Origin of the sequence: Cytobacillus firmus DS1, assembly GCF_000565285.1 — a bacterium.
GTDB classification, from domain to species: Bacteria; Bacillota; Bacilli; order Bacillales; family Cytobacillaceae; genus Cytobacillus; species Cytobacillus firmus_A.
This window is the reverse complement of the sequence record NZ_APVL01000013.1, coordinates 16,558-42,273: the sequence shown is the minus strand read 5'-3', so window position 1 is coordinate 42,273 and position 25,716 is coordinate 16,558. Positions and strand designations below refer to the sequence as shown.

Genomic DNA, 25,716 nt, shown 5'->3' with positions numbered 1-25,716 from the left:
TAAATGAGTGAAAATAAAATGCTGATGACGGCAGTAAAAGCAGCGGATGATAAACGTGCAGAAGATATTACGGTTCTTAATATGAAAGGCATTTCCCTGATTTCGGACTACTTTGTTATTTGCCACGGAAACTCTGATAAACAAGTGCAGGCCATTGCTCGGGAAATGAAAGAAAAATCTGAAGAACACGGGTTCACGGTTAAGCGAATGGAAGGCTTTGATGAAGCAAGGTGGATTCTGGTTGATATGGGTGATATTGTTGCACATATTTTCCATAAGGATGAAAGAAACTACTATAATCTTGAAAGACTTTGGGGCGATGCTCCGGTCGAGAACGTTCAGGGCATTCTTAACCAATGAGCTACGGAAAGTTCGCTTATCTCTATGACAGGCTGATGGAAGATGTTCCTTATGACAGCTGGATTAAATTGGTCAATGAAAAGCATGCGGAATTTAATGTTTCCGGCAAACGATTGCTGGATCTGGCATGCGGCACCGGGCAGCTATCAATAAGGTTAAGTGAACAGGGCTATGATGTAACCGGTGTCGATTTATCAGAGGATATGCTGGCTGTAGCCCAGTCAAAGGCGGAGCAGAAAGGTCTGCAAATCCCCTTTTACCTGCAGAACATGGCAGAGCTTGAAGGGTTTAGTGAATTCGATATTATTGGCATCTTTTGTGATTCTCTGAATTATCTGGAGACAGAATCTGATGTAAAGAACACCTTCCGGCGGGTCCATAGTCACTTAAAAAATGATGGTATATTTATTTTTGATGTTCATTCCATTTATAAAATTATGCAGATATTTATGAACCAGACATTTGCTGAAAATGATGAGGAAATTTCATATATCTGGCACAGCTATCAGGGCGAATACCCCAACTCTGTAGAGCATGATCTTTCATTTTTTGTTCTTGACGAAGAAACAGGAAAGTATGACCGCTATGACGAACTTCACTTGCAGCGCACTTATCCTATTGATCAATATAAAAGCTGGCTTGAGGAATGCGGTTTTGACCTTGTTGACGTTTCAGCGGATTTTGAAGAAGGACCGCCAGGCAGCCAGGCTGAACGAATCATTTTCATTGCAAAGAAAAGTCATTAATAAAAAAACAGCCGTTTATTTCCGGCTGTTTTTTTAAAATATTGAAGGATTATTTCCATTAACATCGAATAGCTAATGGAGAGAATACTGTTTTTTTACTTCGACAAGATCTTCGTCAAACTTGGAATGTGTAGCCTGGAATAAGTGTTCAAATACACTGCCGAGCTCGCTTTCGAGAATTTTAATTCCCTCTCCTGTAATTCCTCCTTTGACACACACCTTCTCCTGCAATGTAGGCAATGTGTAAAAACCTTTTTTCAGTAAATCCCCAAGCCCGATCAGCATTTCTCCTGCAAGCTTTGTAGCTGTTTCATTATCAATCTCCGTTTCCGCAACTGCCGCATTGATGAAGCGCTGTGTCAAGTAGCTGAAAAAGGCAGGTCCGCAGCTGACAATATCTGAAGAAACCCTTGTAATGGCTTCCTCTATAAAGATAGGCGTGGAGATGCTTTCAAAAAGCTTGTTAAGTTCCCCTTTCCATTGTTCTCTGCACTGTTCACCGAATGATAATAATGAAACCCCTGATAAGGCCCGATTTGTTATGCTTGGAATCGCCCTCGCTGCTGAACAAGGCACAATTGATTCAAGCTGTTTTACGCTAATAGGGCTGGTTATGGACACTACACATTTATCTTCTGACAGGAACGGCAAAATATCCTGAACGACATTATACACATCATGAGGCTTTACACAAATAAAGATCAGCGAAGAACGATGAGCGGCCTCTCTTGCATTATTTACAACGGTAATTTCCTGATGGGTTTCTTTTATTTCCTTCGCTTTTGCCACTGTCCGATTGGTTATCGTCATGGAGGCCGGGGAAACGGCTCCTCCATCCAGGAAGGCCTCGGTCAAAATTCTCCCCATATTACCTGTGCCAATGATCCCGATTTTCAATGATGCATCCCTCCTTTAAAAGCAGGCTCTCTCATATAACGATATGTATCAAAAAAACATTTATTCCAAAAAGAAAGGATGGGTCCATAGTGACTGAATGGATAAAAACATATAAATTTTACTTTGCAGGAGGTGCGATTGCATTGGCTGCACTCCTCTATTATTTTCTGATGCCCGTTCAGGAAACTGAAGTTTTTCCTGAGATTGAACAGTCAATTCCAATGAACGAAGCAGATGGTAAAGAAACAGCAGGTGAAATGCAGACTGAACAGGTGCCACAGGCAATGAAAGCAGATATTAAAGGGGCAGTAAAAAAACCGGGAGTGTACGAAGCAAAAGAGGGTGAAAGGGTAATAGACATGCTGGAAAAAGCAGGCGGACTGACGGAAAAGGCGGATAGCACTAAAATTAATTTTGCCCTCAAAATTACAGATGAAATGGTGATATATGTTCCGGAAGAGGGTGAAATTCGTGAAGAGACCCTGATGGGAGCCGGAAATTTCGAGGATAAAGGACAGCAGGATAACGGAAAGGTGAATTTAAACGGGGCAGATGAAACAGAATTGCAGACACTGCCGGGGATTGGCCCATCTAAGGCTGCAGCGATAATTGAACACCGCGATACCAATGGATCCTTTAAGGATATTGAGGATTTGAAATTAATATCAGGGATAGGGGATAAAACCTTTGAAAAACTCAAAGAGCATATTAGTGTAAACTAATTGCATTCCATTGACCTTCACAAGCTTGAGGCTTACACTTATTGAGAGAAAAAAGCTATGTTTGAATTCAGGGCATATATGCCTGTGTAAAGGGGAGAGACAGATGGACCGGATTTCCTGGAACCAATATTTTATGGCACAAAGCCATTTGCTTGCTTTGAGGAGCACATGTACAAGGCTTGCGGTCGGGGCAACTATTGTAAGGGATAAGAGAATCATTGCCGGCGGCTATAATGGATCTATTGCCGGTGGTGAACATTGTGTTGATGAAGGCTGCTATGTTATTGATAACCATTGTGTCAGGACCATTCATGCGGAAATGAATGCGATTTTACAGTGTGCAAAATTTGGGGTTCCGACAAGTGATGCAGAAATATATGTAACTCATTTTCCGTGCCTTCAATGCTGCAAAGCGATTATTCAGGCGGGAATTAAAACAGTTTACTACGCACAGGACTATAAAAACCACCCTTATGGAATTGAACTCTTTGTGAAGGCTGGAGTGAAAACTGTCCAGGTGGCAGCTGAAAAAGTATCCTTTGATGACAGCATACAGGAAAAACGTGATTTTATAGAAGATTTAATCAATGAGCTTGAAAAAAGCGGTAAAAATCAGGACATTATAAAAAGCTATAAAGAAAAAAAGGATAAGCTTTTTCAAAATTAATCCATTGAAGGAGCAGCACCTTCAATGATAAGGTGCTGCTCCCTTCAAAATAACTAAAGGAGCCAATGATATGAAAGGCAGGTGGATCTACGCAGCTGCTGCCTCACTCCTGGGAAATTTGACATCATTACTTCATCCGGCAATTGCTGTCATTTTTTCTCTTCTTGCCCTTTTCCTCTTAAAAAGAAATATCATGACTAAAAAGAACATGACTATCCTGATTTTGATTTACCTTGCCATAATCATTAGGAGTGAATTAGCGGCAGAATATAACAGGACAAGTCTTACAGGAAATGAGGGTGATTTTGAAATTACCCTGTCAGAATCAGTAAAGATAGATGGGGACCTTCTCACAGTCCTAATTGAATTGACCGAAAAAAAGGAAAAGCTGGCTGCCAGGTATAAGATCAAATCCGAAGCAGAGCAAAAAATCCTATCAGACCATCTGAGGATAGGAATGACATGCCGGGTTAATGGCACCTTACAGACTCCTCCAACATCTACAAATCCTAATTCCTTCAGCTACAAGGATTATTTAAACCACAATAGTATCTTTTGGATCCTCGAATTGGAAAAGTTAAACCTTTCTGATTGTACTTACAATAAAAGCCGCATCACATTACCTATTATAAAAATGAGGGAGAAGGGCACAAATCATATTTTAGACCATTTCCCTGAACAGACAGCTCCACTGGCAATCGCACTTGTTTTTGGCGATCGGAATTTTATTGAGGAGGATATTATCGCTTCCTATCAGAAAATCGGAATTATCCATTTGCTTGCAATATCCGGACTGCATGTAGGAATGCTTGCTGGAATGTTCTTTCTTGCCGGAATACGGGCCGGGATCACCAGAGAAAAAATGACCAGCATTCTAATATTGGTTTTGCCGGTATATGCAATTCTGACAGGGGCTGCACCGTCTGTACTGAGGGCTGTGTTTATGATGCTTCTTGTTTTATTGACAAAGAAGCTGAAGGCCCCTATTCAATTAGCTGATGTTATCTCCATTGTTTTTGCCGGCTACCTTTTTATCTCACCTTTTATTATCTATAATGCGGGCTTTCAGCTGTCTTTTGCTGTGGCCTTATCGCTTATTCTCTCTGCTCCTGCCATTCTCAAAAAATTTACTCATCCTCTCGCTGCTATCCTGTCTGTTTCTTTCATTTGCCAGATAGCAGCCATTCCGATCCTCCTTTGGCATTTTTATGAGGTATCGATTATTTCCATAATTGCCAATTTGATCTTTGTGCCTTTGTATTCTTCCATAGTCCTCCCTGTAGTATTAATTCTATTCATTTTTGATTTATTAACAGGGGGAAGGGCAGATTTCTTACTTAATGTATTTGAAAAAATGATCGTTTTACTTAATTGGATTGCTGAAATGCTTTCCGCCATTCCTAATTCGACCCTTATTCTAGGCAGGCCATCCCCTTTAATGCTGATTATATATCTTCTGCTCATTCCCGCATTCTTTGCCGGCTGGGAAAGGTCAAAAAACAAAAAAGCTATTATTAAGAACGGTGTGCTTCCTGTTCTTGCGATAGTAATTCATTATTTTGTAAATGTGTTTACACCAGCTGGTGAAATTACATTTATTGATGTTGGACAGGGTGACAGCATCCTGATAAAGCTTCCATATGGGAGAGGAAATTATTTGATAGATGCAGGAGGTGCGCTTATGTTTGAGGCTGAGGAATGGAAGATGCGAAGCGACCCATATGAAACAGGAAAGGACACAGTAGTGCCTTTTCTGAAAAGCAAAGGGATCAGTAAAATAGATAAATTTTTTCTCACTCACGGGGATATGGACCACATTGGCGGAGCCTCAGCTGTTCTGAAGGAAATGAAGGTAAAGTCTGTTGTGTTTCCACAGGGAGCTGAGTTCTCGGAGGCTGAAAAAGATTTGGTTGTACAGGCTAAAAATAACAAAAGTGAAATTGTCTTCACTAAAGCCGGAGATAGCTGGCTCATAGGAGATTCCGTATTTCAAGTATTGTCCCCGTTTGGCGGGCAGATGGGGGACAACGTGGGGGGAAATGATGGATCTATTGTCCTTTTTGCCAAAGTGGGAGGGTTAAACTGGCTGTTTACCGGAGATTTGGAGGAACAGGGGGAAGGTCAGCTTATAAAGTCTTACCCCGAGTTGAAAACTGATGTTTTGAAAATTGCACATCATGGAAGCAAAACATCCTCAACAGATATATTTCTTGCTGGAGTGAAGCCGCGGATTGGCGTTATTTCTGCAGGGAGGAACAACAGGTATGGGCATCCTCATAATGATGTAATGAGCAGGCTGAATGACTATAATGTCAAAGTTTTAAGAACCGATAAGCAAGGGGCGGTTTCCTATTTTTTTAAAGGTGATTCAGGAACCTTTTCTGTGCAGCTTCCATAGTATATGTTAGAAAGCACCAGCTTCCAGACTTAATAATGCTTAATCGCAATTCCGCAAAAAAAAAGAGGCTGCTGAGGCAGCCTCATGTGTCAGCGGGATTGTGACACATTATTTACTTACTTACTTTATCGCAGTCTAACGGGCAGTAAGTCCCCCACTTCAAGACTCGGAGAAATCGAAAGAGGATAAGTGGGAGACCAACTGCCCGTAAAGGCCCGATTGGTTCAACTAACAATCAGTGGGAAAAATACTCCCACTGATTGAAGTTTCACTTTATGTAGCCATTAAGCTCCTAAAAATTTAATGACTGTTGCAATAATAAATAACGTTGCGAAGAAACCGAATGATACGATGAATCCTACACCAGAGTCGATAGCATCATTACGCTTGCTTTGGACGTTCTTTTCAAATTCGTTCACAGTCTACCCCTCCTATTTCCTATATAGTATAAGTCATTCAAATGAAAAAATCTAGAGCTCGCCTGCCCTTTTCCTGCATTAGCAGGAGTTGTCACAAATATGACGATACATCAAGGGTAAAATAATAAAACAAAGGTGCACCGCCGCTTCCTGAATTTCCCGGGCCTCAGGAACGCAGCGTTCTATATAGATTGGAAATTGGCGTTCATCCGGACGCCAATTTCTTATGTCTTGTCAAATTGCGATCGCTTCTTTAGGATATATAGTGAATATATTGTATGGTGAACGGAGAGAAGAAATTGGTTTTTGATATTTGGAACAGAATTAAAGCGAAAAGTTTTGCTCCTATTTATTTATTATACGGAACAGAACCTTATCTTATAAACGAAACAAAGCAGCTTCTGATCAACAATGTGCTACACGAAGATGAAGCTGATTTTAATTTATCCTCTTATGACCTTGAGGAAACTCCTATTGATACAGCGCTTGAAGATGCGGAGACATTTCCGTTTATGGGTGAAAGAAGACTGATTTTTTTACATAACCCGGTTTTTTTAACATCAGAGAAATCGAAAGCTAAACAGGAACATAACCTGGCTAAGCTTGAAGCCTATATTAAAGAGCCTGCCCCATATTCAGTGGTGGTATTTTCCTCATCTGCAGAAAAACTGGATGATCGGAAAAAAATAACCAAACAATTGAAAAAAACGGCTGCAGTCCTTGAAGCCAAGAAATTAAATGAGGGTGAATTGAAAGCCTGGATCAGGGAACGGGCAGCATTGAACGGTGTGCAGATTGATGAATCTGCTGTTGAGCTGATTTTGACATTGGCAGGCGCCAACCTTTTTATCCTGACTAATGAGATCGATAAATTAGCCCTTTATGCGAATGACACAAAGCGGATAGATGAACAAATGGCAGAAAAAATGGTATCACGTTCTTTAGAGCAAAACATTTTTTCCCTTGTAGATAAGGTGGTTCACCGCAAAATAGAAGAAGCCCTGAGAATTTATTATGATTTATTAAAGCAAAATGAAGAGCCCATTAAGATTTTATCTGTTATTACTGGGCAGTTCAGATTGATTTATCAGGTGAAGGAGCTTGCAAGAAGAGGCTATGGCCAGCAGCAGATTGCCGGCTATTTAAAGATTCATCCTTTCCGGGTAAAGCTGGCGGCCGGACAGGCTCAGCTGTTTGCAGATGAAGAACTGGCAGCGATTATAAGCTTGCTTGCTGATGCGGATTATCAAATGAAAACGGGAGGCATGAATAAAACCATGCTGATTGAAATGTTCCTGTTTCGTCTGCAAAGTCAGGCGCTGAGAAAATAGAAAAGCAGAAGCGCATTGCCCACGAAGGAACGCAGACTAAGAACGCCACGTCCTCCCAAAAGCTGCCGCTTTCGGTCGTGCGATGTATCGCTTGCCGTAGCTTTCCTTGTCCTGCGTGCCTCAAGAACAAGACAAGCCTTCCGGAAAGGCGTTCTTTGCCTTTTTAGGAGGATTGCCCGAAATGTGGAGGCGGCACAAGGCAGGCTTGTGACCTCGAGGGGGCAGTGCTGGAGCTAGACAGTTCTCGAAGTACAAAGGTTATAAATTCTGATTACATAAAAAAAGCGGTCCGCAATTTGGACCGCTTTTTTTATGTAAAATAAAAGGCTATCCCTTAAGATAGCCGATATCTTTAAACATTACGCATTTAAAGAGTTCATTTTTTTCATTAAACGAGACTTTTTACGGGCAGCAGCATTTTTGTGGATAAGACCTTTTGCAGCAGCTTTGTCCAGTTTACGAGCAGCATCAGCGAAAGATTCAGTTGCAGCAGCAGAATCGTTGTTCACGATTGCAGCATCAACCTTCTTAACAGCTGTACGCATTGCTGATTTAACAGTAGCGTTTTGAGCGTTGCGAGCTTCGCTAGTTTTAACACGCTTGATAGCAGATTTAATGTTTGGCATTCCATTCACCTCCTGAAAAAGCATCGAGATTCTATAACTCGACATTCACGTTCATTAACAAATTCAGAACAAGTGATATTTTATCAAACACGGGGGCATAATGCAATACTCTGTACTTAAAATTACTGAAGGATAAATCGGGAAGTTCATTCTTTTTCTGCATGTTTTTGCATTTTAAAGGCAAAGATAGTATATATCTGAATTTTAGTAATTTGTCTGTTATTTTCCAACCTAATAAGCTGAGATTGTGAGGGATACATGTGAAGGAATCCATAGACTTAAGCCAGTACTCAGTTCGAACGGATCTTGCCATTGAAGCCAGGGAAATGGTGATTTCCGGCAGGCAGAAAGACAATGTTCACGAGCAGGAGAATCTTTCCCAAATTGAAGGCGTCATAATTAAAGAAAAAGAAGAAAACGATATTAAAATTTCCTTTGTTGAAGTAACAAAGGAAGGAGCAGAAGCATTAGGTAAAAAAGAGGGTAAATATCTGACCCTTGAAGTGACGGGCATACGCCAGCAGGATACGGAGCTGCAGCACAAAGTGGAGACTGTATTTGCAAGTGAATTTTCCCAATTCATAAAGCAGCTGGGAATTAATGAAGATGCATCCTGTTTAATTGTCGGACTGGGCAATTGGAATGTCACTCCGGACGCATTGGGGCCGCAAGTTTGCGAAAATCTGCTTATTACAAGACATCTCTATCAGCTGCAGCCTGAAAGCGTAGAAGAAGGCTACCGGCCGGTAAGTGCTATTTCTCCAGGAGTGATGGGCCTGACCGGGATCGAAACAAGTGACATTATTTATGGCATTGTTGAAAAAACAAAGCCCGATTTTGTCATTGCAATTGATGCTCTTGCTTCCCGATCAATTGAAAGAGTCAATTCTACCATTCAAATTTCGGATACAGGGATTCACCCTGGGTCTGGTGTCGGGAATAAACGAAAAGAAATCAGCAAAGAGACTTTAGGAATACCTGTCATAGCGATTGGCATCCCAACAGTTGTCGATGCCGTATCCATCACAAGTGATACCATTGATTACATCCTGAAGCATTTCGGCAAGGAAATGAAAGAAGGCGGCCGTCCATCACGTGCTCTTGCTCCTGCAGGAATGACTTTTGGGGAGAAGAGAAAGCTGTCAGATGATGACCTGCCGGAGGAACAACATAGAAAAACCTTTCTTGGCATGATTGGAACCTTGGCTGAAGAGGAGAAGCGGAAGCTTATTTATGAAGTGCTCTCGCCTTTGGGCCACAACCTTATGGTGACTCCAAAGGAAGTGGATGTATTTATAGAAGATATGTCAAATTTAATTGCCAACGGTTTGAACGCAGCCCTCCATCAGAAAGTGAATCAGGATAATGCCGGTTTTTATACAAGATAGAAAATATCCTGTTCTATCTTCTCTAGCAAAGTCATAACATTTACTAGACTAGCAAGGAGAGGTGGAACAATGAAACCTTTTAAATCGAACGGACTTGTAGTAACCATTCAAGGGACAAGCTTGCTGAAAGCCATAGGCGGATTTTTGCTTTTTCTATTTATGATATTTTCAATAAGCGGAGCAATAACTTCCTTAAAGCCTGAATACCGAATCAGTTCATCTTCAGTAAATTCTGCTGCGAACAGCCTGACAGGAGAAATGCTTTATCATTTCCTCGGATGGGAAAATCACTCATTTCTTCAGGGAGTTTCTGAAAGCAGTTCTCCCCCGGGCTTTGCCAATTTAATTTTTAAGCTATCCACAAATGTCAATTTGGATGATCCCAGAAGTCTTCTGGGAAGGGAGCTTCCTTTTTTCTCGATTTATGACAGTAAAATCCTTGTTGCAGGTGAAGGAACGGATTATACTAACATGCCTGTAGAATCTTCTCCGCCTTTAGAAGTACTGATGGCAGAACAGGAGGCAGCCCTGCAAAACACCGAAGGGCTTGAGCCGTCTGGAGATAAAAAACAATCAAATGCTCCGCCGGTGTCTACAGGAGATAAAAAACCTGTCTATGTATATTTTTCGCATAATACTGAATCCTATCTTCCATATCTCAAGGGTGTCACCAACCCTGATGCGGCCTACCATTCAAAAATTAATATTACTAAAATCGGTGACAAGCTTAAGGAAGAGATGGAGAGCAAAGGAATCGGCACCTTTGTAGATAAAACGGATATTCAAGGGAATTTAAACAAAAAGGGCTTATCATATGGACGCTCCTATCAGGAATCCAGAGAGGTAGTCCAGGCAGCAATCACTTCCAATAGGGATCTGACTTATTTAATCGATATTCACCGTGATTCAAAAAGAAAAAAAGATACTACAAAAGAAATTAACGGAGAGTCTTATGCCAAGCTGGCTTTTATTATTGGAGGAAATAATCCGAATTACGAAAAGAACTTAAAATTTGCAAAAGAGCTGCATGATAGATTGAGCGTCAAGTACAAAGGATTAAGCAGGGGAATAATGAAAAAAGAAGGCGCAGGGACGAATGGCAACTTCAATCAGGATTTATCAGGCAATGCCATCCTCATTGAGTTTGGGGGAGTCGATAATACGTTTGAGGAGTTAAACCGTTCGGCCGAAGCACTCGCGGAAGTGTTCAGTGAATATTATTGGCAGGCTGAGGAAGTGAATTTACCGGCTGGCGGTGAATCCGAAAAGAAATAGTAATAGGATGATGTGGAATGAAAATGTTTATGCTTAAAGCTCTTTTTCTGGCAGCGCTTATGTTTGTCTCTGTGTTATTCGGAATGCAGCAGGCAAATGAAGGAATTCACCGAATGAAGGGATTCCATGACGGAGATTTTAAAAGTGCACTGACCATAAATGAAACCAATGAAGGCGAAGTTCAGGCTTCTGTCCTTGGGAATGATGTGTCAAGCCATGATCTTCAGCAGAAAAGAGAAAAACTTGAAGAAATGAAAGCGTATAATTTCTTTTCATCTTTAGGAAAAAGCGTATCCGAAGGTATATCAGAGCTGACAGAAAAATCGGTCGCTATCATAACAGATTTAATAACGGGGAAATAGGCTGCTCAGGAGGGCAGCCTTATTTTTTTGAAAATTAGCGGCTTAAGCTTAGCATTGAATCTTCACAAACCTACTGATATAATCAAAAATAGTGTATAAACTAAAAGGACTATATTAAAATTGACCACACTTAGCCACAGGCGCCTGCTATTAGGCGCTTGCGCTTTTCTAAAAATAAGAAGGTCTGAAATTTTAATGTCGATAGCTGTCTAGCGCAAGCAGCCTACCCCCTCGAGGTCACAAGCCGCCCCTCCCAAAAAGGCAAAGAACGCCTTTCTGGGAGGCTCGTCTTGTGCTTGTCGGGGGTGGGCAAGGCGCTTGCGCTTTTCTATAGTAGGAGTTGAAATATTAACAATGAACAGAGAAGAGAGACTAAAAAGGCAAGAGAAAATAAGGAATTTTTCGATCATTGCCCATATTGACCATGGAAAGTCGACTTTGGCCGACAGAATTCTTGAAAAAACCAATGCGCTGACATCACGCGAAATGAAGGATCAGCTCCTTGATTCCATGGATCTTGAAAGGGAGCGCGGCATTACGATCAAGCTGAATTCCGTTCAGTTAAAATACAAAGCTAAAGATGGAGAAATCTACACTTTCCACTTAATAGATACACCGGGACACGTCGATTTTACATATGAAGTATCCCGAAGCCTTGCAGCATGTGAAGGCGCGATTCTGGTTGTGGATGCAGCACAGGGTATTGAAGCGCAAACCCTTGCAAATGTTTATCTGGCCTTGGATAACGATCTTGAGATTCTGCCAATTATTAATAAGATCGACCTGCCAAGTGCGGATCCGGAAAGGGTTCGAAATGAGATCGAAGAAGTTATCGGGCTGGATGCATCTGAAGCAGTACTTGCATCAGCAAAGGCGGGAATCGGAATAGAAGAAATTCTTGAACAGGTCGTTGAAAAAGTGCCTGCTCCAGTAGGGGATCCCGATGCCCCATTAAAGGCTCTTATATTTGATTCCCTTTATGATGCCTACCGCGGTGTAGTAGCCTATATCCGTGTGGTTGAGGGTACGGTAAAAGTAGGGGATAAAATTAAAATGATGGCAACCGGCAAAGAGTTTGAAGTCACAGAGGTTGGTGTGTTTACGCCAAAATCCACGCCTTTGCCTGAATTGTCCGTTGGGGACGTAGGGTTTTTGACTGCTGCAATCAAAAATGTTGGAGATACACGTGTAGGTGATACCATTACAAGTGCGAAAAACAGTGCGGCCGAAGCTCTTCCTGGGTACAGAAAAATGAATCCGATGGTTTATTGCGGACTTTATCCAATTGATAGCGCCAAGTTCAATGACCTGCGTGAAGCGCTTGAAAAGCTGGAGCTTAATGATTCTGCCCTTCAGTTTGAACCGGAAACTTCACAGGCGCTCGGATTTGGATTCCGCTGCGGTTTCCTTGGATTGCTTCACATGGAAATCATACAGGAGCGGATTGAGCGCGAATTCAAAATAGATTTGATTACAACAGCGCCTAGTGTTATCTATGATGTTATTCTGACAGATGGCACAGAAGTTAAAGTGGATAACCCATCCAATATGCCTGATCCTCAAAAGATTGACCGTGTTGAAGAACCTTATGTAAAAGCTACGATGATGGCGCCGAATGATTATGTGGGAGCCATTATGGAACTTTGCCAGCAAAAACGCGGCATCTTTATTGATATGCAATACATGGATGAAACCAGAGTAAACATTATCTATGAAATTCCTTTATCGGAAATTGTTTATGATTTCTTTGATCAGCTGAAATCCAATACAAAAGGATATGCTTCTTTTGACTATGAATTAATTGGATACAAGCCATCAAAGCTTGTTAAGATGGATATTCTGTTAAATGCAGAAAAGGTAGACGCATTGAGCTTCATCGTTCATAAGGATTTTGCTTATGAAAGAGGAAAAGTAATCGTTGAGAAGTTAAAAGAACTAATTCCCCGTCAGCAGTTTGAGGTTCCTATTCAAGCAGCGATCGGCCAGAAAATTGTAGCCCGCTCAACCATTAAAGCCATTCGTAAAAATGTATTGGCTAAATGTTACGGCGGAGACATTTCCCGTAAGCGTAAATTATTGGAGAAGCAGAAAGAAGGTAAAAAGCGGATGAAGCAGGTTGGTTCTGTTGAAGTTCCGCAGGAAGCTTTCATGGCAGTTTTGAAGATGGACGATAACACCCCTAAAAAGTAAAATATTTGCTTTGTTTTAAGAGGTTAGATATGCTGTCATAATAATAACAGCACTAGCCTCTTTTTGTTTAGGAAACTGCTGTTTGTGAATGTTGATTGAATGATGAAAGTAGTGAAATAAATGATTAAAGCAGCTTATATACACATCCCATTTTGTGAACATATCTGTCATTACTGTGATTTTAATAAAGTGTATTTAAAGAACCAGCCGGTTGGAGAGTACCTTGACTCTCTTGATAAAGAGATGAATCTTGCTTTGAAAGATACACCTGCATCGCGGCTGGACTCCATCTTTGTCGGAGGCGGCACACCCACTGCGCTGAATGAGAAACAGCTTGAACAGCTTTGCAGCACTATTAAACGACGGCTTCCCTATGACAATTTCACAGAATATACCTTTGAAGCTAACCCGGGAGATCTCTCTAAGGAAAAGCTTCAAATATTGCATGATGCAGGAGTCAACAGGCTCAGCTTTGGAGTCCAGACCTTCAGCGATGAACTCTTAAAAAGAATTGGAAGATCACACCGGGCAAAAGATGTTTTTCAATCAATTGAAGCTGCAAAACAAATAGGTTTTGATAACATCAGCATCGATCTGATATACAGTCTTCCCGGCCAGACACTTCAGGACTTTAAAGATACACTCGAAACATCATTCGCATTGGATATTGTTCATTATTCAGGCTACTCGCTGATCATTGAGCCCAAGACGGTATTCTATAATCTGATGAGGAGAGGGAAACTGCCAACTCCTGGAGAAGATGTGGAAGCTGAAATGTATGACTTATTGATGGAACAAATGGACAAGCATGGATTTGCCCAATATGAGATAAGCAATTTTGCAAAGCAGGGCTATGAGAGCAGGCATAACATCACCTATTGGGATAATGAATGGTACTTCGGCTTTGGGGCAGGTGCGCATGGCTATGTAAATGGACTTCGCCGCTCAAACCACGGACCCCTGAAAAAATATATGGAGCCTATTGAAAAGGGTCAGCTTCCGATCCTAGAAGAACATAAGGTGCCCCTGGAAGAGCAGATGGAAGAGGAAATGTTTCTTGGACTGAGAAAAACTGAAGGTGTCTCAATTAGTCGTTTTAAAGAGAAGTTTGGCAAAAACCCGCTGGATCACTTTGAAGTTCAAATTAAACAGCACACAGAAAAAAAATTAATTATTGCCGGGGAAGAGCATATTAAATTGACAAGGCAAGGGCGATTTCTTGGAAATGAAGTATTTCAGTCCTTTATAGGGTAATAGACCAGAGGATTGCTTCAGGAAAAAAGGAAGCCAAATTATTGACACTGCACGTATGATTTGATAATTTATTAGTAGAATTAGCACTCGGGGACAAAGAGTGCTAACAGAGGTGATAACTGTGTTAACAGATCGTCAATTATTAATTTTTCAAGTAATTGTTGATGATTTTATTCAAACTGCACAGCCTGTCGGGTCGAGAACTCTGTCGAAAAAAGAAAAAATTTCTTTTAGTTCCGCAACGATCAGAAACGAGATGGCTGATTTAGAGGAACTTGGGTTTATTGAGAAAACACACACCTCATCGGGGAGGATTCCATCTGAAAAAGGGTACCGCTACTACGTGGATCACCTTTTATCCCCGCAAAAATTAAATCAGCATGATATCCACAAAGTACAATCGATCTTTGCGGAAAGAATTTATGAGCTGGAGAAAATTGTTCAAAAATCGGCAAAAATTCTATCTGAGCTGACTAATTATACATCCATAGTCCTCGGGCCTGCAGTAAGGGATAACAAGCTGAAGAGAATTCAGATTGTTCCTTTGAATAAAGAAACAGCGATAGCAATTATTATCACAGATACTGGCCATGTGGAAAACAGAATGTTCCACTTGCCGGAAAACATTGATGCAGGTGATTTGGAAAAAGTCGTCAATATCCTTAATGACCGTCTTGCCGGTGCACCATTGGAAAGTCTGAACAATAAGTTATATAAAGAGGTTGCCGTACTTTTAAGGCATCATATCAATAATTATGATCTAATGCTCAATTCAATTGCCGATACAATAAAGATACCGGCCTATGATAAGCTTTTCTTTGGCGGTAAAACAAATATGCTCAGCCAGCCGGAGTTTCATGATATTGAAAAGGTTAAAAACCTCATGAATATGATCGAGCAGGAAAAAGGCATATATGATTTACTCAGTAAAAACAAGTCAGGGATCAATATTAAAATCGGCCGGGAAAATAATAATTCAGCAATGGAAAACTGCAGTCTGATAACAGCAAGCTATTCAATCGGCACCGAACAGCTCGGCACAATAGCCATTCTGGGGCCTACCAGAATGGAGTATTCAAGAGTCATTAGCTTATTGAACTATATCAGTGCAGACTTATCAGCTGTTTTATCTAAGCTGTATCAAAACAGATGATGGTGGAGATATTGATTAAGGGTGGAAAAACCTTTCCACTCCTTTCCTTATGTTTTTTTATTCTATAATACAGCGATTCTTTTAAGGGAGGTGAACATGTTGGCAGAAGAGAAAGAGACACTGAGTCATGAATTAAATGAACAAACCAGCGAACCTGAAGGAACTGAAAATGAGGCTCCTATTGAAGAGGTATTTGCAGAGGCTGATGAAGCAGAAGCAGGTCCTGATGAGGGAACTGATGCAGAGCTTACAGCGGCAAATGCAAGAATAGCTGAATTGGAAGGCAAGCTGGAAGAGGCTGAAAATCGCATCTACCGCCTTCAGGCTGATTTTGAAAATTCCCGGCGCCGTGCAAGGCTGGACCTTGAAGCGTCTGAAAAATATAGAGCACAAAGCTTAATCTCTGATTTGCTGCCTGCGCTTGACAATTTTGAAAGAGCCCTTCAGATGGAAGCTGAAAATGATCACGCTAAATCTATTCTTCAAGGAATGGAAATGGTTTATCGAAGCTTGGTGGAGGCTATTAAAAAAGAAGGCGCAGAACAGATTGAGGCAGTTGGGAAAGAATTCGACCCTCATATGCACCAGGCTGTGATGCAGGTAGAAGATGAGAATTTTGATTCCAATATCGTGGTCGAAGAGTTCCAAAAAGGCTACATGCTAAAGGATCGAGTCATTCGTCCATCAATGGTTAAAGTAAATCAATAACTACATATTTGGGGAGGTAAATAACATGAGCAAAATTATCGGAATCGATTTAGGTACAACAAACTCATGTGTCGCTGTACTTGAAGGCGGCGAACCGAAAGTAATTCCAAATCCGGAAGGCAACCGTACAACGCCATCAGTTGTAGCGTTTAAAAATGGTGAGCGTCAGGTTGGTGAGGTGGCAAAGCGCCAGTCTATTACAAACCCGAACACCATCATGTCCGTTAAACGCCATATGGGTACAGATCATAAAACAGAGGTTGAAGGAAAGGAATACTCTCCGCAAGAGGTTTCTGCTATTATTCTTCAATATTTGAAATCTTATGCAGAAGACTATCTTGGCGAGAACGTTACTAAAGCGGTAATCACAGTTCCAGCATATTTCAACGATGCTGAGCGTCAGGCTACAAAGGATGCAGGCCGAATTGCCGGCTTGGAAGTTGAACGCATCATCAACGAACCGACTGCTGCAGCGTTGGCATATGGTCTTGATAAAATGGATGAAGACCAGACTATCCTTGTTTATGACCTTGGCGGCGGTACATTTGACGTATCTATCCTTGAGCTGGGCGATGGCGTATTTGAAGTAAAATCCACTGCCGGGGATAACCGTCTTGGAGGAGATGATTTTGACCAGGTAATTATCGATTACCTCGTTGATCAATTCAAAAAAGAGAACGGTATTGATCTTTCTAAGGATAAAATGGCTCTTCAGCGTTTAAAAGATGCTGCTGAAAAAGCGAAAAAGGATCTTTCCGGTGTAACTTCAACACAAATATCACTTCCGTTTATCACTGCCGGGGAAGCTGGACCTTTACACCTGGAAGTAACACTTTCAAGAGCTAAATTTGAAGAGCTGTCTGCAGATCTTGTTGAACGCACAATGGGACCTACACGCCAGGCATTAAAGGATGCTGGTTTGACTCCTTCAGAAATCGATAAAGTTATCCTTGTCGGCGGTTCAACACGTATTCCGGCTGTACAGGAAGCAATCAAAAAAGAAACAGGAAAAGAACCGCACAGAGGAGTTAACCCTGATGAGGTTGTAGCAATGGGTGCAGCTATTCAGGGCGGTGTCATCACTGGTGATGTTAAGGACGTTGTCCTTCTTGACGTAACACCTTTGTCTCTTGGAATTGAAACAATGGGCGGAGTATTCACTAAGCTGATTGAACGCAATACAACTATTCCAACATCAAAATCACAGGTGTTCTCAACTGCTGCTGATAATCAGTCTGCTGTTGATATCCATGTTCTTCAAGGGGAGCGCCCAATGGCAGCGGATAATAAAACACTTGGCCGTTTCCAGCTAGGGGATATTCCTCCAGCTCCGCGCGGTGTACCGCAGATCGAAGTGTCTTTCGATATCGATAAGAATGGTATCGTAAACGTACGCGCTAAAGACCTGGGCACAAACAAAGAGCAAGCCATTACGATCAAGTCATCAACAGGATTATCTGATGAAGAAATTGAAAAAATGGTAAGAGAAGCTGAAGAAAATGCTGAAGCTGATAAGAAGCGCAAAGAAGAAGTTGAACTCCGAAATGAAGCGGACCAGCTGGTATTCACTACTGAAAAGACTTTAAAAGATCTTGAAGGCAAAGTGGATGAAGAAGATGTGAACAAAGCAAATGAAGCTAAAGATGCACTAAAAGCTGCAATTGAAAAGAACGATCTGGATGAAATCCGTGCTAAGAAAGATGCTTTACAGGAAGTTGTCCAGGCGTTAACAATGAAGCTTTATGAGCAGGCGCAGGCTGCTCAGGGAGCTCAGGGCGCAGAAGGTGCTGAAAGCAAAAATGACGACGATAATGTTGTAGATGCTGAGTTCGAAGAAGTTAAAGACGATAAATAATCTCTGAATCTTTTAAGTCAAAGTCAGGTCTTTCTTGGCTTTGACTTTTATTTTTGATACAATAATCTTTATGTGAAATGAATCGGGGAGTGGTAATCATGAGTAAAAGGGATTACTATGAGGTTCTCGGAATCAGCAAAGGGGCATCCAAGGATGAAATTAAGAAGGCTTATCGAAAGCTTTCAAAAAAGTATCATCCTGATATTAATAAAGAGCCTGATGCAGACGAGAAGTTCAAGGAAGTTAAAGAAGCATATGAAGTCCTAAGCGACGACCAGAAAAAGGCCCACTATGATCAATTTGGCCATACAGACCCTAATCAGGGGTTTGGCGGAGCCGGTTTTGAAGGTTTCGGAGGATTCGAAGACATTTTCAGCACCTTCTTCGGAGGGGGCTCCCGCCGGCGTGATCCTAACGCCCCAAGGCAGGGTGCAGATTTGCAGTATACTATGTCCTTAACCTTTGAAGAAGCAGTATTTGGCAAAGAGACCGATATTGAAATTCCGCGTGAAGAGACGTGCGATACCTGCAGCGGTTCAGGCGCTAAGCCTGGAACTAAGCCGGAAACCTGCCGTCATTGTCATGGATCAGGTCAGCTGAATGTTGAACAAAATACGCCATTTGGCAAGATCGTAAATAGAAGAGTTTGCCACTACTGTAATGGTACCGGCAAAGAAATCAAAGAAAAGTGCACAACATGCCGTGGAGCCGGTAAAGTCCAGAAACGCAGAAAGATACACGTGAAAATTCCTGCAGGCATTGATGATGGCCAGCAGCTCCGCGTGGCAGGCCAGGGGGAACCAGGTGTAAATGGAGGCCCTGCAGGCGACCTTTATGTTGTATTCCATGTGCGTTCACATGAGTTCTTTGAGCGTGATGGCGATGATGTTTATTGTGAAATGCCTATAACGTTTGTGCAGGCTGCCCTCGGTGATGAAATCGAAGTGCCGACACTGCATGGAAAAGTAAAACTTAAAGTCCCTTCAGGCACACAAACAGGAACCAAATTCCGTCTGAAAGGAAAAGGTGTGCCTAATGTTAGAGGATACGGAACAGGAGATCAGCATATTATTGTCCGCGTTATTACTCCGACAAAGCTGACCGAAAAACAGAAGCAGCTTTTAAGCGAGTTTGCTGAAGTCAGCGGAACAGTTCCGCAGGGAGAACAGGAAGAAAGCTTTTTTTCTAAAGTAAAACGAGCCTTTAAAGGTGAATAAAGGAATGGGAGTTGGTAGTAGTGAAATGGTCAGAAATCAGTATTCATACTGCAAATGAAGCTGTTGAACCGATTTCGAATATTTTGCATGAAGCCGGAGCAAGCGGAGTTGTAATAGAGGATCCTTTAGAACTTGTTAAAGAAAGAAAGGATCAATTCGGTGAAATCTACCAGCTCAATCCGCAGGACTATCCTGAAGAAGGCGTAATTGTAAAAGCATATTTGCCAGTAAACAGTTTCCTGGGAGAAACAGTTGATGAAATAAAAGAAGCAATCAATAACCTCATTATATTTAACATCGATATTGGCGCAAATAAAGTCAGCATTAGTGAGGTAAACGAAGAAGAATGGGCTACTGCCTGGAAAAAATATTATAACCCTGTCAAAATTTCAGAACGCTTTACCATTGTTCCAACCTGGGAGGATTACACACCTGTCAGCAGTGATGAGCTTATCATCGAACTTGACCCTGGCATGGCCTTTGGCACAGGAACACACCCTACGACGGTAATGTGTATCCAAGCACTTGAAAGAACAGTAAAACAGGGTGATAAAGTTGTAGACGTAGGAACAGGATCGGGTGTCTTAAGCATTGCTGCAGCTATGCTGGGTGCCGGGAAAGTAAAAGCTCTTGATCTTGATGAAGTGGCAGTAAATTCAGCTAAATTAAATATTAAGCTGAATAAAGTGCAGGATATAGTGGATGTATCACAAGGAAATCTGCTCGATGGTGTAAGCCAGGGAGCAGATGTGGTCGTTGCCAACATCCTTGCAGAAGTAATTCTCCGCTTTACTGATGATGTTGCTTCAGTCGTAGGTGAAGGCGGATACTTCATCGCTTCAGGCATTATCCAGCAGAAGAAACAAGAGGTAAGAGATGCTATTTCGGCTGCGGGTTTTGAAATAGAAGAGACCATACAAATGGAAGATTGGGTTGCCATTGTAGCAAGGAGAAAGTAAACAGAAAGGCTCTGTCACCTTGAAGGCAGTAGGTACCGGAACTGGGCATATCGTAAAAAGGGGGTAATGAACTTACCCTCCTTTTTACAGTTGAAAGAATCTTGGACAGGTTAGAAAGAGGGTGCAGACTGTGCAGAGGTATTTCACAGAAAATGCAGTTAAAGATAAGTACTTTCATATTACAGGGGAAGACCGTCATCATATTGTGAAGGTAATGCGCATGAAAGAAGGCGAAAAAATTATCTGTGTCGATCAATCCCAAAATAGTGCACTTTGCTCAATTGCAGAAATTACCGATGAACATGTGGCTGCGGAAGTTGTACAATGGATTGAAGGGTCTTCTGAGCTGCCTGCCGATGTTACTATTGTGAGCGGACTGCCTAAAGGGGATAAGCTGGAGTGGATCATTCAAAAGGGCACTGAGCTGGGAGCACACCGTTTTATCCCTTTTACTTCAGCTCGTTCAGTAGTAAAATGGGATGCGAAGAAATCTGTGAAAAAAGCAGAGAGATGGCAGAAGATTGCTAAAGAAGCTGCTGAACAGTCACATAGGAGTAAAGTGCCTGAAGTTTTTGCTCCTCTTGATTTAAAGTCGTTGCTGAAAATATCAGCTGACTATTCATATAAATTGATTGCCTTTGAGGAAGAAGCGAAGCAGGGAGAGGACTCTGTGCTCTATAAAACACTTTCTGCCATGAACAAAGGAGAATCCCTTTTAGTTGTATTCGGACCAGAAGGCGGTCTTGCAGATAATGAAGTTTCATTGCTGCTGGAAGCAGGCTTTCTTGCCTGCGGGTTGGGACCGCGTATTTTAAGGACAGAAACAGCACCTCTCTATTTGCTGTCAGCTGTTTCCTATCATTTTGAATTAATGGGGTGAATTTAGATGCCTGCAGTTGCATTTCATACACTTGGCTGCAAAGTCAATCATTACGAAACAGAAGCCATTTGGCAGCTGTTCAAAGAAGCTGGCTATGAACGGACAGACTTCGAATCCGTTTCAGATGTTTATGTGATTAATACATGTACCGTTACAAATACTGGTGATAAGAAAAGCCGCCAGGTAATCAGAAGGGCAATCAGGAAAAACCCTGATGCGGTTATCTGTGTAACGGGCTGTTATGCACAAACCTCACCGGCTGAAATTATGGCTATTCCTGGAGTGGATATCGTTGTTGGCACCCAGGATCGAGTAAAAATGCTTGAGTATATCGAGCAGTATAAACAAGAACGGCAGCCGATCAATGGTGTTGGTAACATCATGAAGAATCGTGTTTACGAAGAGCTTGATGTTCCGGCATTTACAGATCGGACAAGAGCTTCCCTAAAAATTCAGGAAGGCTGCAATAACTTCTGTACATTTTGCATTATCCCCTGGGCGCGCGGTTTAATGAGATCAAGGGATCCGAAAGAAGTAATCCGCCAGGCCCAGCAGCTGGTTGATGCCGGATATAAAGAAATCGTTCTGACTGGAATCCATACAGGCGGATATGGCGAGGACATGAAAGATTATAATCTGGCTATGCTTCTAAGGGATCTGGAAGCTCAGGTAAAAGGTCTTAAGCGTTTAAGAATTTCTTCAATTGAAGCCAGCCAGATTACCGATGAAGTTATTAAAGTTATGGATCAGTCCAAGGTTGTTGTAAGGCACTTGCACATTCCTCTACAGTCAGGCTCAAACACTGTCCTTAAGAGAATGCGCCGCAAGTATACTATGGAATTTTTTGCTGAGCGTCTTGAACGCTTGAAGGAAGCTCTTCCAGGTTTGGCTGTTACATCAGATGTTATCGTTGGCTTCCCGGGAGAAACAGAAGAAGAATTTATGGAAACCTACAACTTTATTAAAGAACATAAATTTTCCGAGCTTCATGTATTCCCTTATTCAAAGCGTACAGGAACACCTGCAGCAAGAATGGACGACCAGATTGATGAAGAGGTTAAAAACGAGCGTGTCCATCGCCTGATTGCATTATCAGATCAGCTTGCAAAAGAATACGCATCTCAGTATGAAGGCGAAGTTCTTGAAGTGATCCCGGAGGAAAGCTTTAAGGAAAGCAGTGACAGCAGTTTATTTGTCGGCTACACTGATAATTACTTGAAAGTCGTCTTCCCGGCGGCAGAAGAAATGGTCGGCCAGATTGTAAAAGTTAAGATTACAAAAGCCGGCTACCCATATAGTGAAGGTCAATTTGTTAGAGTTCTTGACGAATTGAACGAAACAGAAGAGGCAGCAGTTTAAAGGAATTACCTTAGGGTAGTTCTTTTTTTTTATAAATTTATTAATAACTATTGGGAAAACTACTTTCGAAAACGATTACAAAAAAAATAAATAGTGCTCGATATTTTATTATCTAAATGATATTATGTAAGAGGTACGTACAACTGTTTTTAAAAGGAGTAGTTAAAATGACAAATAACGTAGCAAAAATGATCGATCATACATTACTAAAAGCCGATGCAACAAAAGACCAAATAGAAAAAATCTGTGCCGAAGCAAAAGAATACAATTTCGCATCTGTTTGTGTTAATCCGGCATGGGTTAAACTTTCAAGCAACTTGCTTAACGGGACAGAAGTGAAGGTCTGCACAGTAATCGGCTTCCCGCTGGGAGCTTCCACACCTGAAACAAAAGCATTTGAAACAAAGAATGCCATTGAAAACGGTGCAACAGAAGTAGATATGGTAATTAACATTGGCGCTTTAAAAAGCGGAGACAATGAGCTGGTTGAACGGGACATACGTGCGGTTGTTGATGCTGCAAAAGGAAAAGCATTAACCAAGGTTATTATCGAAACTTGCCTTCTGACTGAAGAAGAAAAAGTTAGAGCATGTGAGCTATCTGTAAAAGCTGGTGCTGACTTTGTTAAAACATCTACAGGATTCTCAACAGGCGGCGCAACTGCTGAAGATATTTCCCTCATGAGAAAAACGGTCGGGCCTGATATTGGCGTAAAAGCTTCGGGCGGAGTAAGAAGTGCAGAAGATGCACAGAAAATGATAGATGCAGGTGCAACCAGAATTGGAGCAAGCTCTGGCGCTGCTATTGTCAACGGTTTAACAAGCGATTCTGATTACTAAGAAAAGCGGAAGGCGCCCGTTTATCGGCTTATGACCTCGAGCCGATGGCGCCTGGAGCTAGACAGTTATCGAAATTCAAAATATATAATACTTGTTGTAAGAAAATGCCGGGATTTCCCGGCATTTTTTATTTTTTATCGGCCGTGCAGTCTAATGACAAATCTTCCAAACTGATTTGCAAATGGAAGAACAAGCAGAGAAGATATTACATTAAATAAAACACTGATATGCGCAAGCTGTACATCTGGAGAACTGGCTGCACTCTCTCCGAAAACAGCCAGGGCATGAATAAAAGGATAAAAGGCCGCGACACCCAAAAAGTTCAGCCATATATGGGCAAAGGCAGTCAGTTTTGCTTCTTTTCCTGAACCGATGGATGCTAAATATGCGTCTGCGCATGTACCTATATTAGACCCAAGCATTATGGCAATGCCAGTATCCAAATCCATTGTGCCAGCAGTTAAAAACCCCATGATAATTCCAGTTGTTGCTGTGCTTGATTGGATGATCGCCGTAAGTACAATGCCGGCAGCCGCCGCAAACATATAATTCCCGTCCAAAGTAAGCAGCCAGTGATTGACCATATCATTATCTTTAACAGAACCAGCAAGATATTCAAACCCCCGCATAGCAGCAAAAACTGCTGATAAACCAAGCAAGGCCAGACCGGAGCTTCGCAAGCTCTTATTCTTCAGTACAGCCAGGATGCTTCCGGCAGCAGCAAGCGGAATAATATACGATTCTATATTAAAAGTGATTAATTCTGTCGTAAATGTTGTTCCTATGTTGGTTCCTAATATGATGCCAATCGTCTGGGGAAAAGTCAGCATCCGTGCAGAAACCATTCCAATTGTTATGATCATTACCGCTGAACTGCTCTGCAGGACAGCTGTGACGATTGTGCCAATAACTGTGCCTTTCCAAGGTGAATTTGTCATCACTGCCAGCCAATTCTTTAATGAACCGGCAGATAAATTAAACAGGCCCGATCTTAAGAGTGTCATACCATAAATAAATAACCCGATTAGCAGAAAAAATAATAAAAGCTGGACCAAGCAGCATTCACCCCCTACAATTAATACTATGGAACACCCTCCCGGGACATGCTTATGTGCGAAAAATTGTTTAGCTTGTCAGGATTGGGGTACTAAATAATCACAAACTAATAAAAATCAATCCCACAGCAGGCTAAATACTGTTGACCTTGATAAGCTGTTATATTATAATTGCAAGGTACATGGAATAAACCATGTTGTTGATGTAAGTGTGTTGTGCTCGGAGGGAGGGAAAGAGAATGTCTAAAACCGTCGTTCGTAAAAACGAATCGCTTGAAGATGCTCTTCGTCGCTTCAAACGTTCAGTATCAAAAACTGGTACTTTGCAGGAAGCAAGAAAGCGCGAATTCTACGAAAAACCTAGTATTAAACGTAAGAAAAAGTCTGAGGCTGCTAGAAAGCGTAAGTGGTAAGAGAGGGTGTATGTAATGAGTCTTCTCGAGCGTTTAAATGAAGATATGAAACAAGCGATGAGGAATAAAGAAAAAGAAAAGCTTACTGTTATTCGTATGATTAAAGCTTCGCTTCAGAACGAAGCAATCAAGCTTGGCGAAGATCTAAACGAAGAACAGGAGCTAACTGTCCTTTCTCGCGAAGTTAAACAACGCAAGGATTCCCTCCATGAATTTGAAAAAGCAGGTCGCGAAGATCTTGTTGAAAAAATTCGTACTGAACTTCAGTATGTCGAATTATATATGCCAAAACAGCTCTCTGAAGATGAAGTTTCAAAAATTGTTGCAGAAACAATCGCAGAAACAGGTGCTTCTTCAAAAGCTGATATGGGAAAAGTGATGGCTGCTATCATGCCTAAGGTAAAAGGCAAAGCAGATGGTTCACTTATAAATAAACTTGTACAACAACACCTTTCATAAAACTATGCATTAAAAGACCGAAAGCCAATGGCTGACGGTCTTTTTTACTTTTCTGCCCAGCAATGGGGAGGCGGAGTGAATTACATTTGTTTCTAGGTTATACTAAAATTGGAGCAGATCTTGAAATAAATAAAAGTGAAACTTTTTAATGATTTATTCGTAAATACATACAGAAGTCATTTTA

At 41.5% G+C, this 25,716-nt stretch carries 25 protein-coding genes; 21 read left to right on the top strand and 4 right to left on the bottom strand.

Annotated features, from left to right (window positions below):
• Positions 1 to 3: 3 nt before the first annotated feature.
• Both rsfS and PBF_RS16750 read left to right on the top strand, forming a co-directional pair.
• Positions 4 to 360 (top strand): ribosome silencing factor, encoded by a 357-nt coding sequence (gene rsfS, locus PBF_RS16755; RefSeq protein WP_035331196.1) that lies wholly within the window; start codon positions 4 to 6, stop codon positions 358 to 360.
• Positions 357 to 1,106, top strand: coding sequence for a class I SAM-dependent DNA methyltransferase (locus PBF_RS16750; protein WP_035331194.1), 750 nt, complete (start codon positions 357 to 359; stop codon positions 1,104 to 1,106). Before rsfS ends, PBF_RS16750 begins: the two co-directional genes overlap by 4 nt.
• A gap of 72 nt (positions 1,107 to 1,178) precedes the next feature.
• On the opposite strand, the gene comER is transcribed toward PBF_RS16750, so the two are convergent.
• A complete protein-coding gene (comER, locus tag PBF_RS16745) occupies positions 1,179 to 2,003 on the bottom strand; it encodes a late competence protein ComER (protein ID WP_035331192.1) in 825 nt (274 codons plus the stop codon).
• Positions 2,004 to 2,092: 89 nt separating this feature from the next.
• Here comER and PBF_RS16740 point away from each other — a divergent pair, with 89 nt between their 5' ends.
• From PBF_RS16740 to PBF_RS16730, 3 genes are all read left to right on the top strand, one after another.
• Positions 2,093 to 2,725, top strand: coding sequence for a helix-hairpin-helix domain-containing protein (locus tag PBF_RS16740; protein ID WP_035331190.1), 633 nt, complete (start codon positions 2,093 to 2,095; stop codon positions 2,723 to 2,725).
• Positions 2,726 to 2,828: 103 nt separating this feature from the next.
• Positions 2,829 to 3,392 carry a ComE operon protein 2 gene (locus tag PBF_RS16735; RefSeq protein WP_035331188.1) on the top strand — a complete coding sequence of 188 codons (564 nt, stop codon included), beginning with the start codon at positions 2,829 to 2,831 and terminating at the stop codon, positions 3,390 to 3,392.
• Positions 3,393 to 3,462: 70 nt separating this feature from the next.
• On the top strand, positions 3,463 to 5,790 hold the full coding sequence (locus PBF_RS16730) for a DNA internalization-related competence protein ComEC/Rec2 (protein WP_035331186.1): 2,328 nt from the start codon (positions 3,463 to 3,465) through the stop codon (positions 5,788 to 5,790).
• 284 nt (positions 5,791 to 6,074) lie between these two features.
• On the opposite strand, the gene PBF_RS25215 is transcribed toward PBF_RS16730, so the two are convergent.
• A complete protein-coding gene (locus PBF_RS25215; RefSeq protein WP_035331183.1) occupies positions 6,075 to 6,209 on the bottom strand; it encodes a YqzM family protein in 135 nt (44 codons plus the stop codon).
• Positions 6,210 to 6,508: 299 nt separating this feature from the next.
• On the opposite strand from PBF_RS25215, the gene holA reads away from it, so the two are divergent.
• Positions 6,509 to 7,540 carry a DNA polymerase III subunit delta gene (gene holA, locus PBF_RS16720; RefSeq protein WP_035331181.1) on the top strand — a complete coding sequence of 344 codons (1,032 nt, stop codon included), beginning with the start codon at positions 6,509 to 6,511 and terminating at the stop codon, positions 7,538 to 7,540.
• 359 nt (positions 7,541 to 7,899) lie between these two features.
• Here the strand turns inward: holA and rpsT are convergent, their stop codons facing one another.
• A complete protein-coding gene (gene rpsT, locus PBF_RS16715) occupies positions 7,900 to 8,166 on the bottom strand; it encodes a 30S ribosomal protein S20 (RefSeq protein WP_035331179.1) in 267 nt (88 codons plus the stop codon).
• 260 nt (positions 8,167 to 8,426) lie between these two features.
• Here rpsT and gpr point away from each other — a divergent pair, with 260 nt between their 5' ends.
• The 13 genes from gpr to deoC all read left to right on the top strand — a co-directional run bounded on the left by gpr (position 8,427) and on the right by deoC (position 23,605).
• On the top strand, positions 8,427 to 9,554 hold the full coding sequence (gene gpr, locus PBF_RS16710; RefSeq protein ID WP_035331177.1) for a GPR endopeptidase: 1,128 nt from the start codon (positions 8,427 to 8,429) through the stop codon (positions 9,552 to 9,554).
• Between the two features lie 69 nt (positions 9,555 to 9,623).
• Entirely contained in the window at positions 9,624 to 10,829 is a 1,206-nt protein-coding gene (gene spoIIP, locus PBF_RS16705) for a stage II sporulation protein P (protein WP_035331175.1), read from the top strand.
• Positions 10,830 to 10,846: 17 nt separating this feature from the next.
• Positions 10,847 to 11,191 (top strand): YqxA family protein, encoded by a 345-nt coding sequence (locus PBF_RS16700; protein ID WP_035331173.1) that lies wholly within the window; start codon positions 10,847 to 10,849, stop codon positions 11,189 to 11,191.
• 354 nt (positions 11,192 to 11,545) lie between these two features.
• Positions 11,546 to 13,381: a translation elongation factor 4 gene (gene lepA, locus PBF_RS16695; RefSeq protein ID WP_035331321.1), complete on the top strand. Its 1,836-nt coding sequence runs from the start codon at positions 11,546 to 11,548 to the stop codon at positions 13,379 to 13,381.
• A gap of 120 nt (positions 13,382 to 13,501) precedes the next feature.
• On the top strand, positions 13,502 to 14,635 hold the full coding sequence (gene hemW / locus PBF_RS16690; protein WP_035331171.1) for a radical SAM family heme chaperone HemW: 1,134 nt from the start codon (positions 13,502 to 13,504) through the stop codon (positions 14,633 to 14,635).
• A gap of 121 nt (positions 14,636 to 14,756) precedes the next feature.
• Entirely contained in the window at positions 14,757 to 15,788 is a 1,032-nt protein-coding gene (gene hrcA, locus PBF_RS16685) for a heat-inducible transcriptional repressor HrcA (RefSeq protein ID WP_035331169.1), read from the top strand.
• A 96-nt stretch (positions 15,789 to 15,884) separates the two neighbouring features.
• Entirely contained in the window at positions 15,885 to 16,496 is a 612-nt protein-coding gene (grpE, locus tag PBF_RS16680; RefSeq protein WP_035331168.1) for a nucleotide exchange factor GrpE, read from the top strand.
• Positions 16,497 to 16,521: 25 nt separating this feature from the next.
• Positions 16,522 to 18,351, top strand: coding sequence for a molecular chaperone DnaK (gene dnaK / locus PBF_RS16675; protein ID WP_035331167.1), 1,830 nt, complete (start codon positions 16,522 to 16,524; stop codon positions 18,349 to 18,351).
• A gap of 98 nt (positions 18,352 to 18,449) precedes the next feature.
• Complete coding sequence (gene dnaJ / locus PBF_RS16670) at positions 18,450 to 19,568, top strand: molecular chaperone DnaJ (protein ID WP_035331166.1); 1,119 nt, start codon at positions 18,450 to 18,452, stop codon at positions 19,566 to 19,568.
• Between the two features lie 20 nt (positions 19,569 to 19,588).
• Positions 19,589 to 20,527 carry a 50S ribosomal protein L11 methyltransferase gene (gene prmA / locus PBF_RS16665; protein WP_035331164.1) on the top strand — a complete coding sequence of 313 codons (939 nt, stop codon included), beginning with the start codon at positions 19,589 to 19,591 and terminating at the stop codon, positions 20,525 to 20,527.
• 130 nt (positions 20,528 to 20,657) lie between these two features.
• Complete coding sequence (locus PBF_RS16660; RefSeq protein WP_035331162.1) at positions 20,658 to 21,407, top strand: 16S rRNA (uracil(1498)-N(3))-methyltransferase; 750 nt, start codon at positions 20,658 to 20,660, stop codon at positions 21,405 to 21,407.
• 6 nt (positions 21,408 to 21,413) lie between these two features.
• Positions 21,414 to 22,766: a tRNA (N(6)-L-threonylcarbamoyladenosine(37)-C(2))-methylthiotransferase MtaB gene (gene mtaB, locus PBF_RS16655; protein ID WP_035331160.1), complete on the top strand. Its 1,353-nt coding sequence runs from the start codon at positions 21,414 to 21,416 to the stop codon at positions 22,764 to 22,766.
• 167 nt (positions 22,767 to 22,933) lie between these two features.
• Positions 22,934 to 23,605: a deoxyribose-phosphate aldolase gene (gene deoC, locus PBF_RS16650; protein ID WP_035331158.1), complete on the top strand. Its 672-nt coding sequence runs from the start codon at positions 22,934 to 22,936 to the stop codon at positions 23,603 to 23,605.
• 134 nt (positions 23,606 to 23,739) lie between these two features.
• Here the strand turns inward: deoC and PBF_RS16645 are convergent, their stop codons facing one another.
• Complete coding sequence (locus PBF_RS16645) at positions 23,740 to 24,660, bottom strand: Na/Pi symporter (protein WP_035331154.1); 921 nt, start codon at positions 24,658 to 24,660, stop codon at positions 23,740 to 23,742.
• Positions 24,661 to 24,899: 239 nt separating this feature from the next.
• Here PBF_RS16645 and rpsU point away from each other — a divergent pair, with 239 nt between their 5' ends.
• Positions 24,900 to 25,073: a 30S ribosomal protein S21 gene (gene rpsU / locus PBF_RS16640; RefSeq protein WP_009333009.1), complete on the top strand. Its 174-nt coding sequence runs from the start codon at positions 24,900 to 24,902 to the stop codon at positions 25,071 to 25,073.
• Between the two features lie 15 nt (positions 25,074 to 25,088).
• Complete coding sequence (locus PBF_RS16635; RefSeq protein WP_035331153.1) at positions 25,089 to 25,532, top strand: GatB/YqeY domain-containing protein; 444 nt, start codon at positions 25,089 to 25,091, stop codon at positions 25,530 to 25,532.
• Positions 25,533 to 25,716 lie beyond the last annotated feature (184 nt).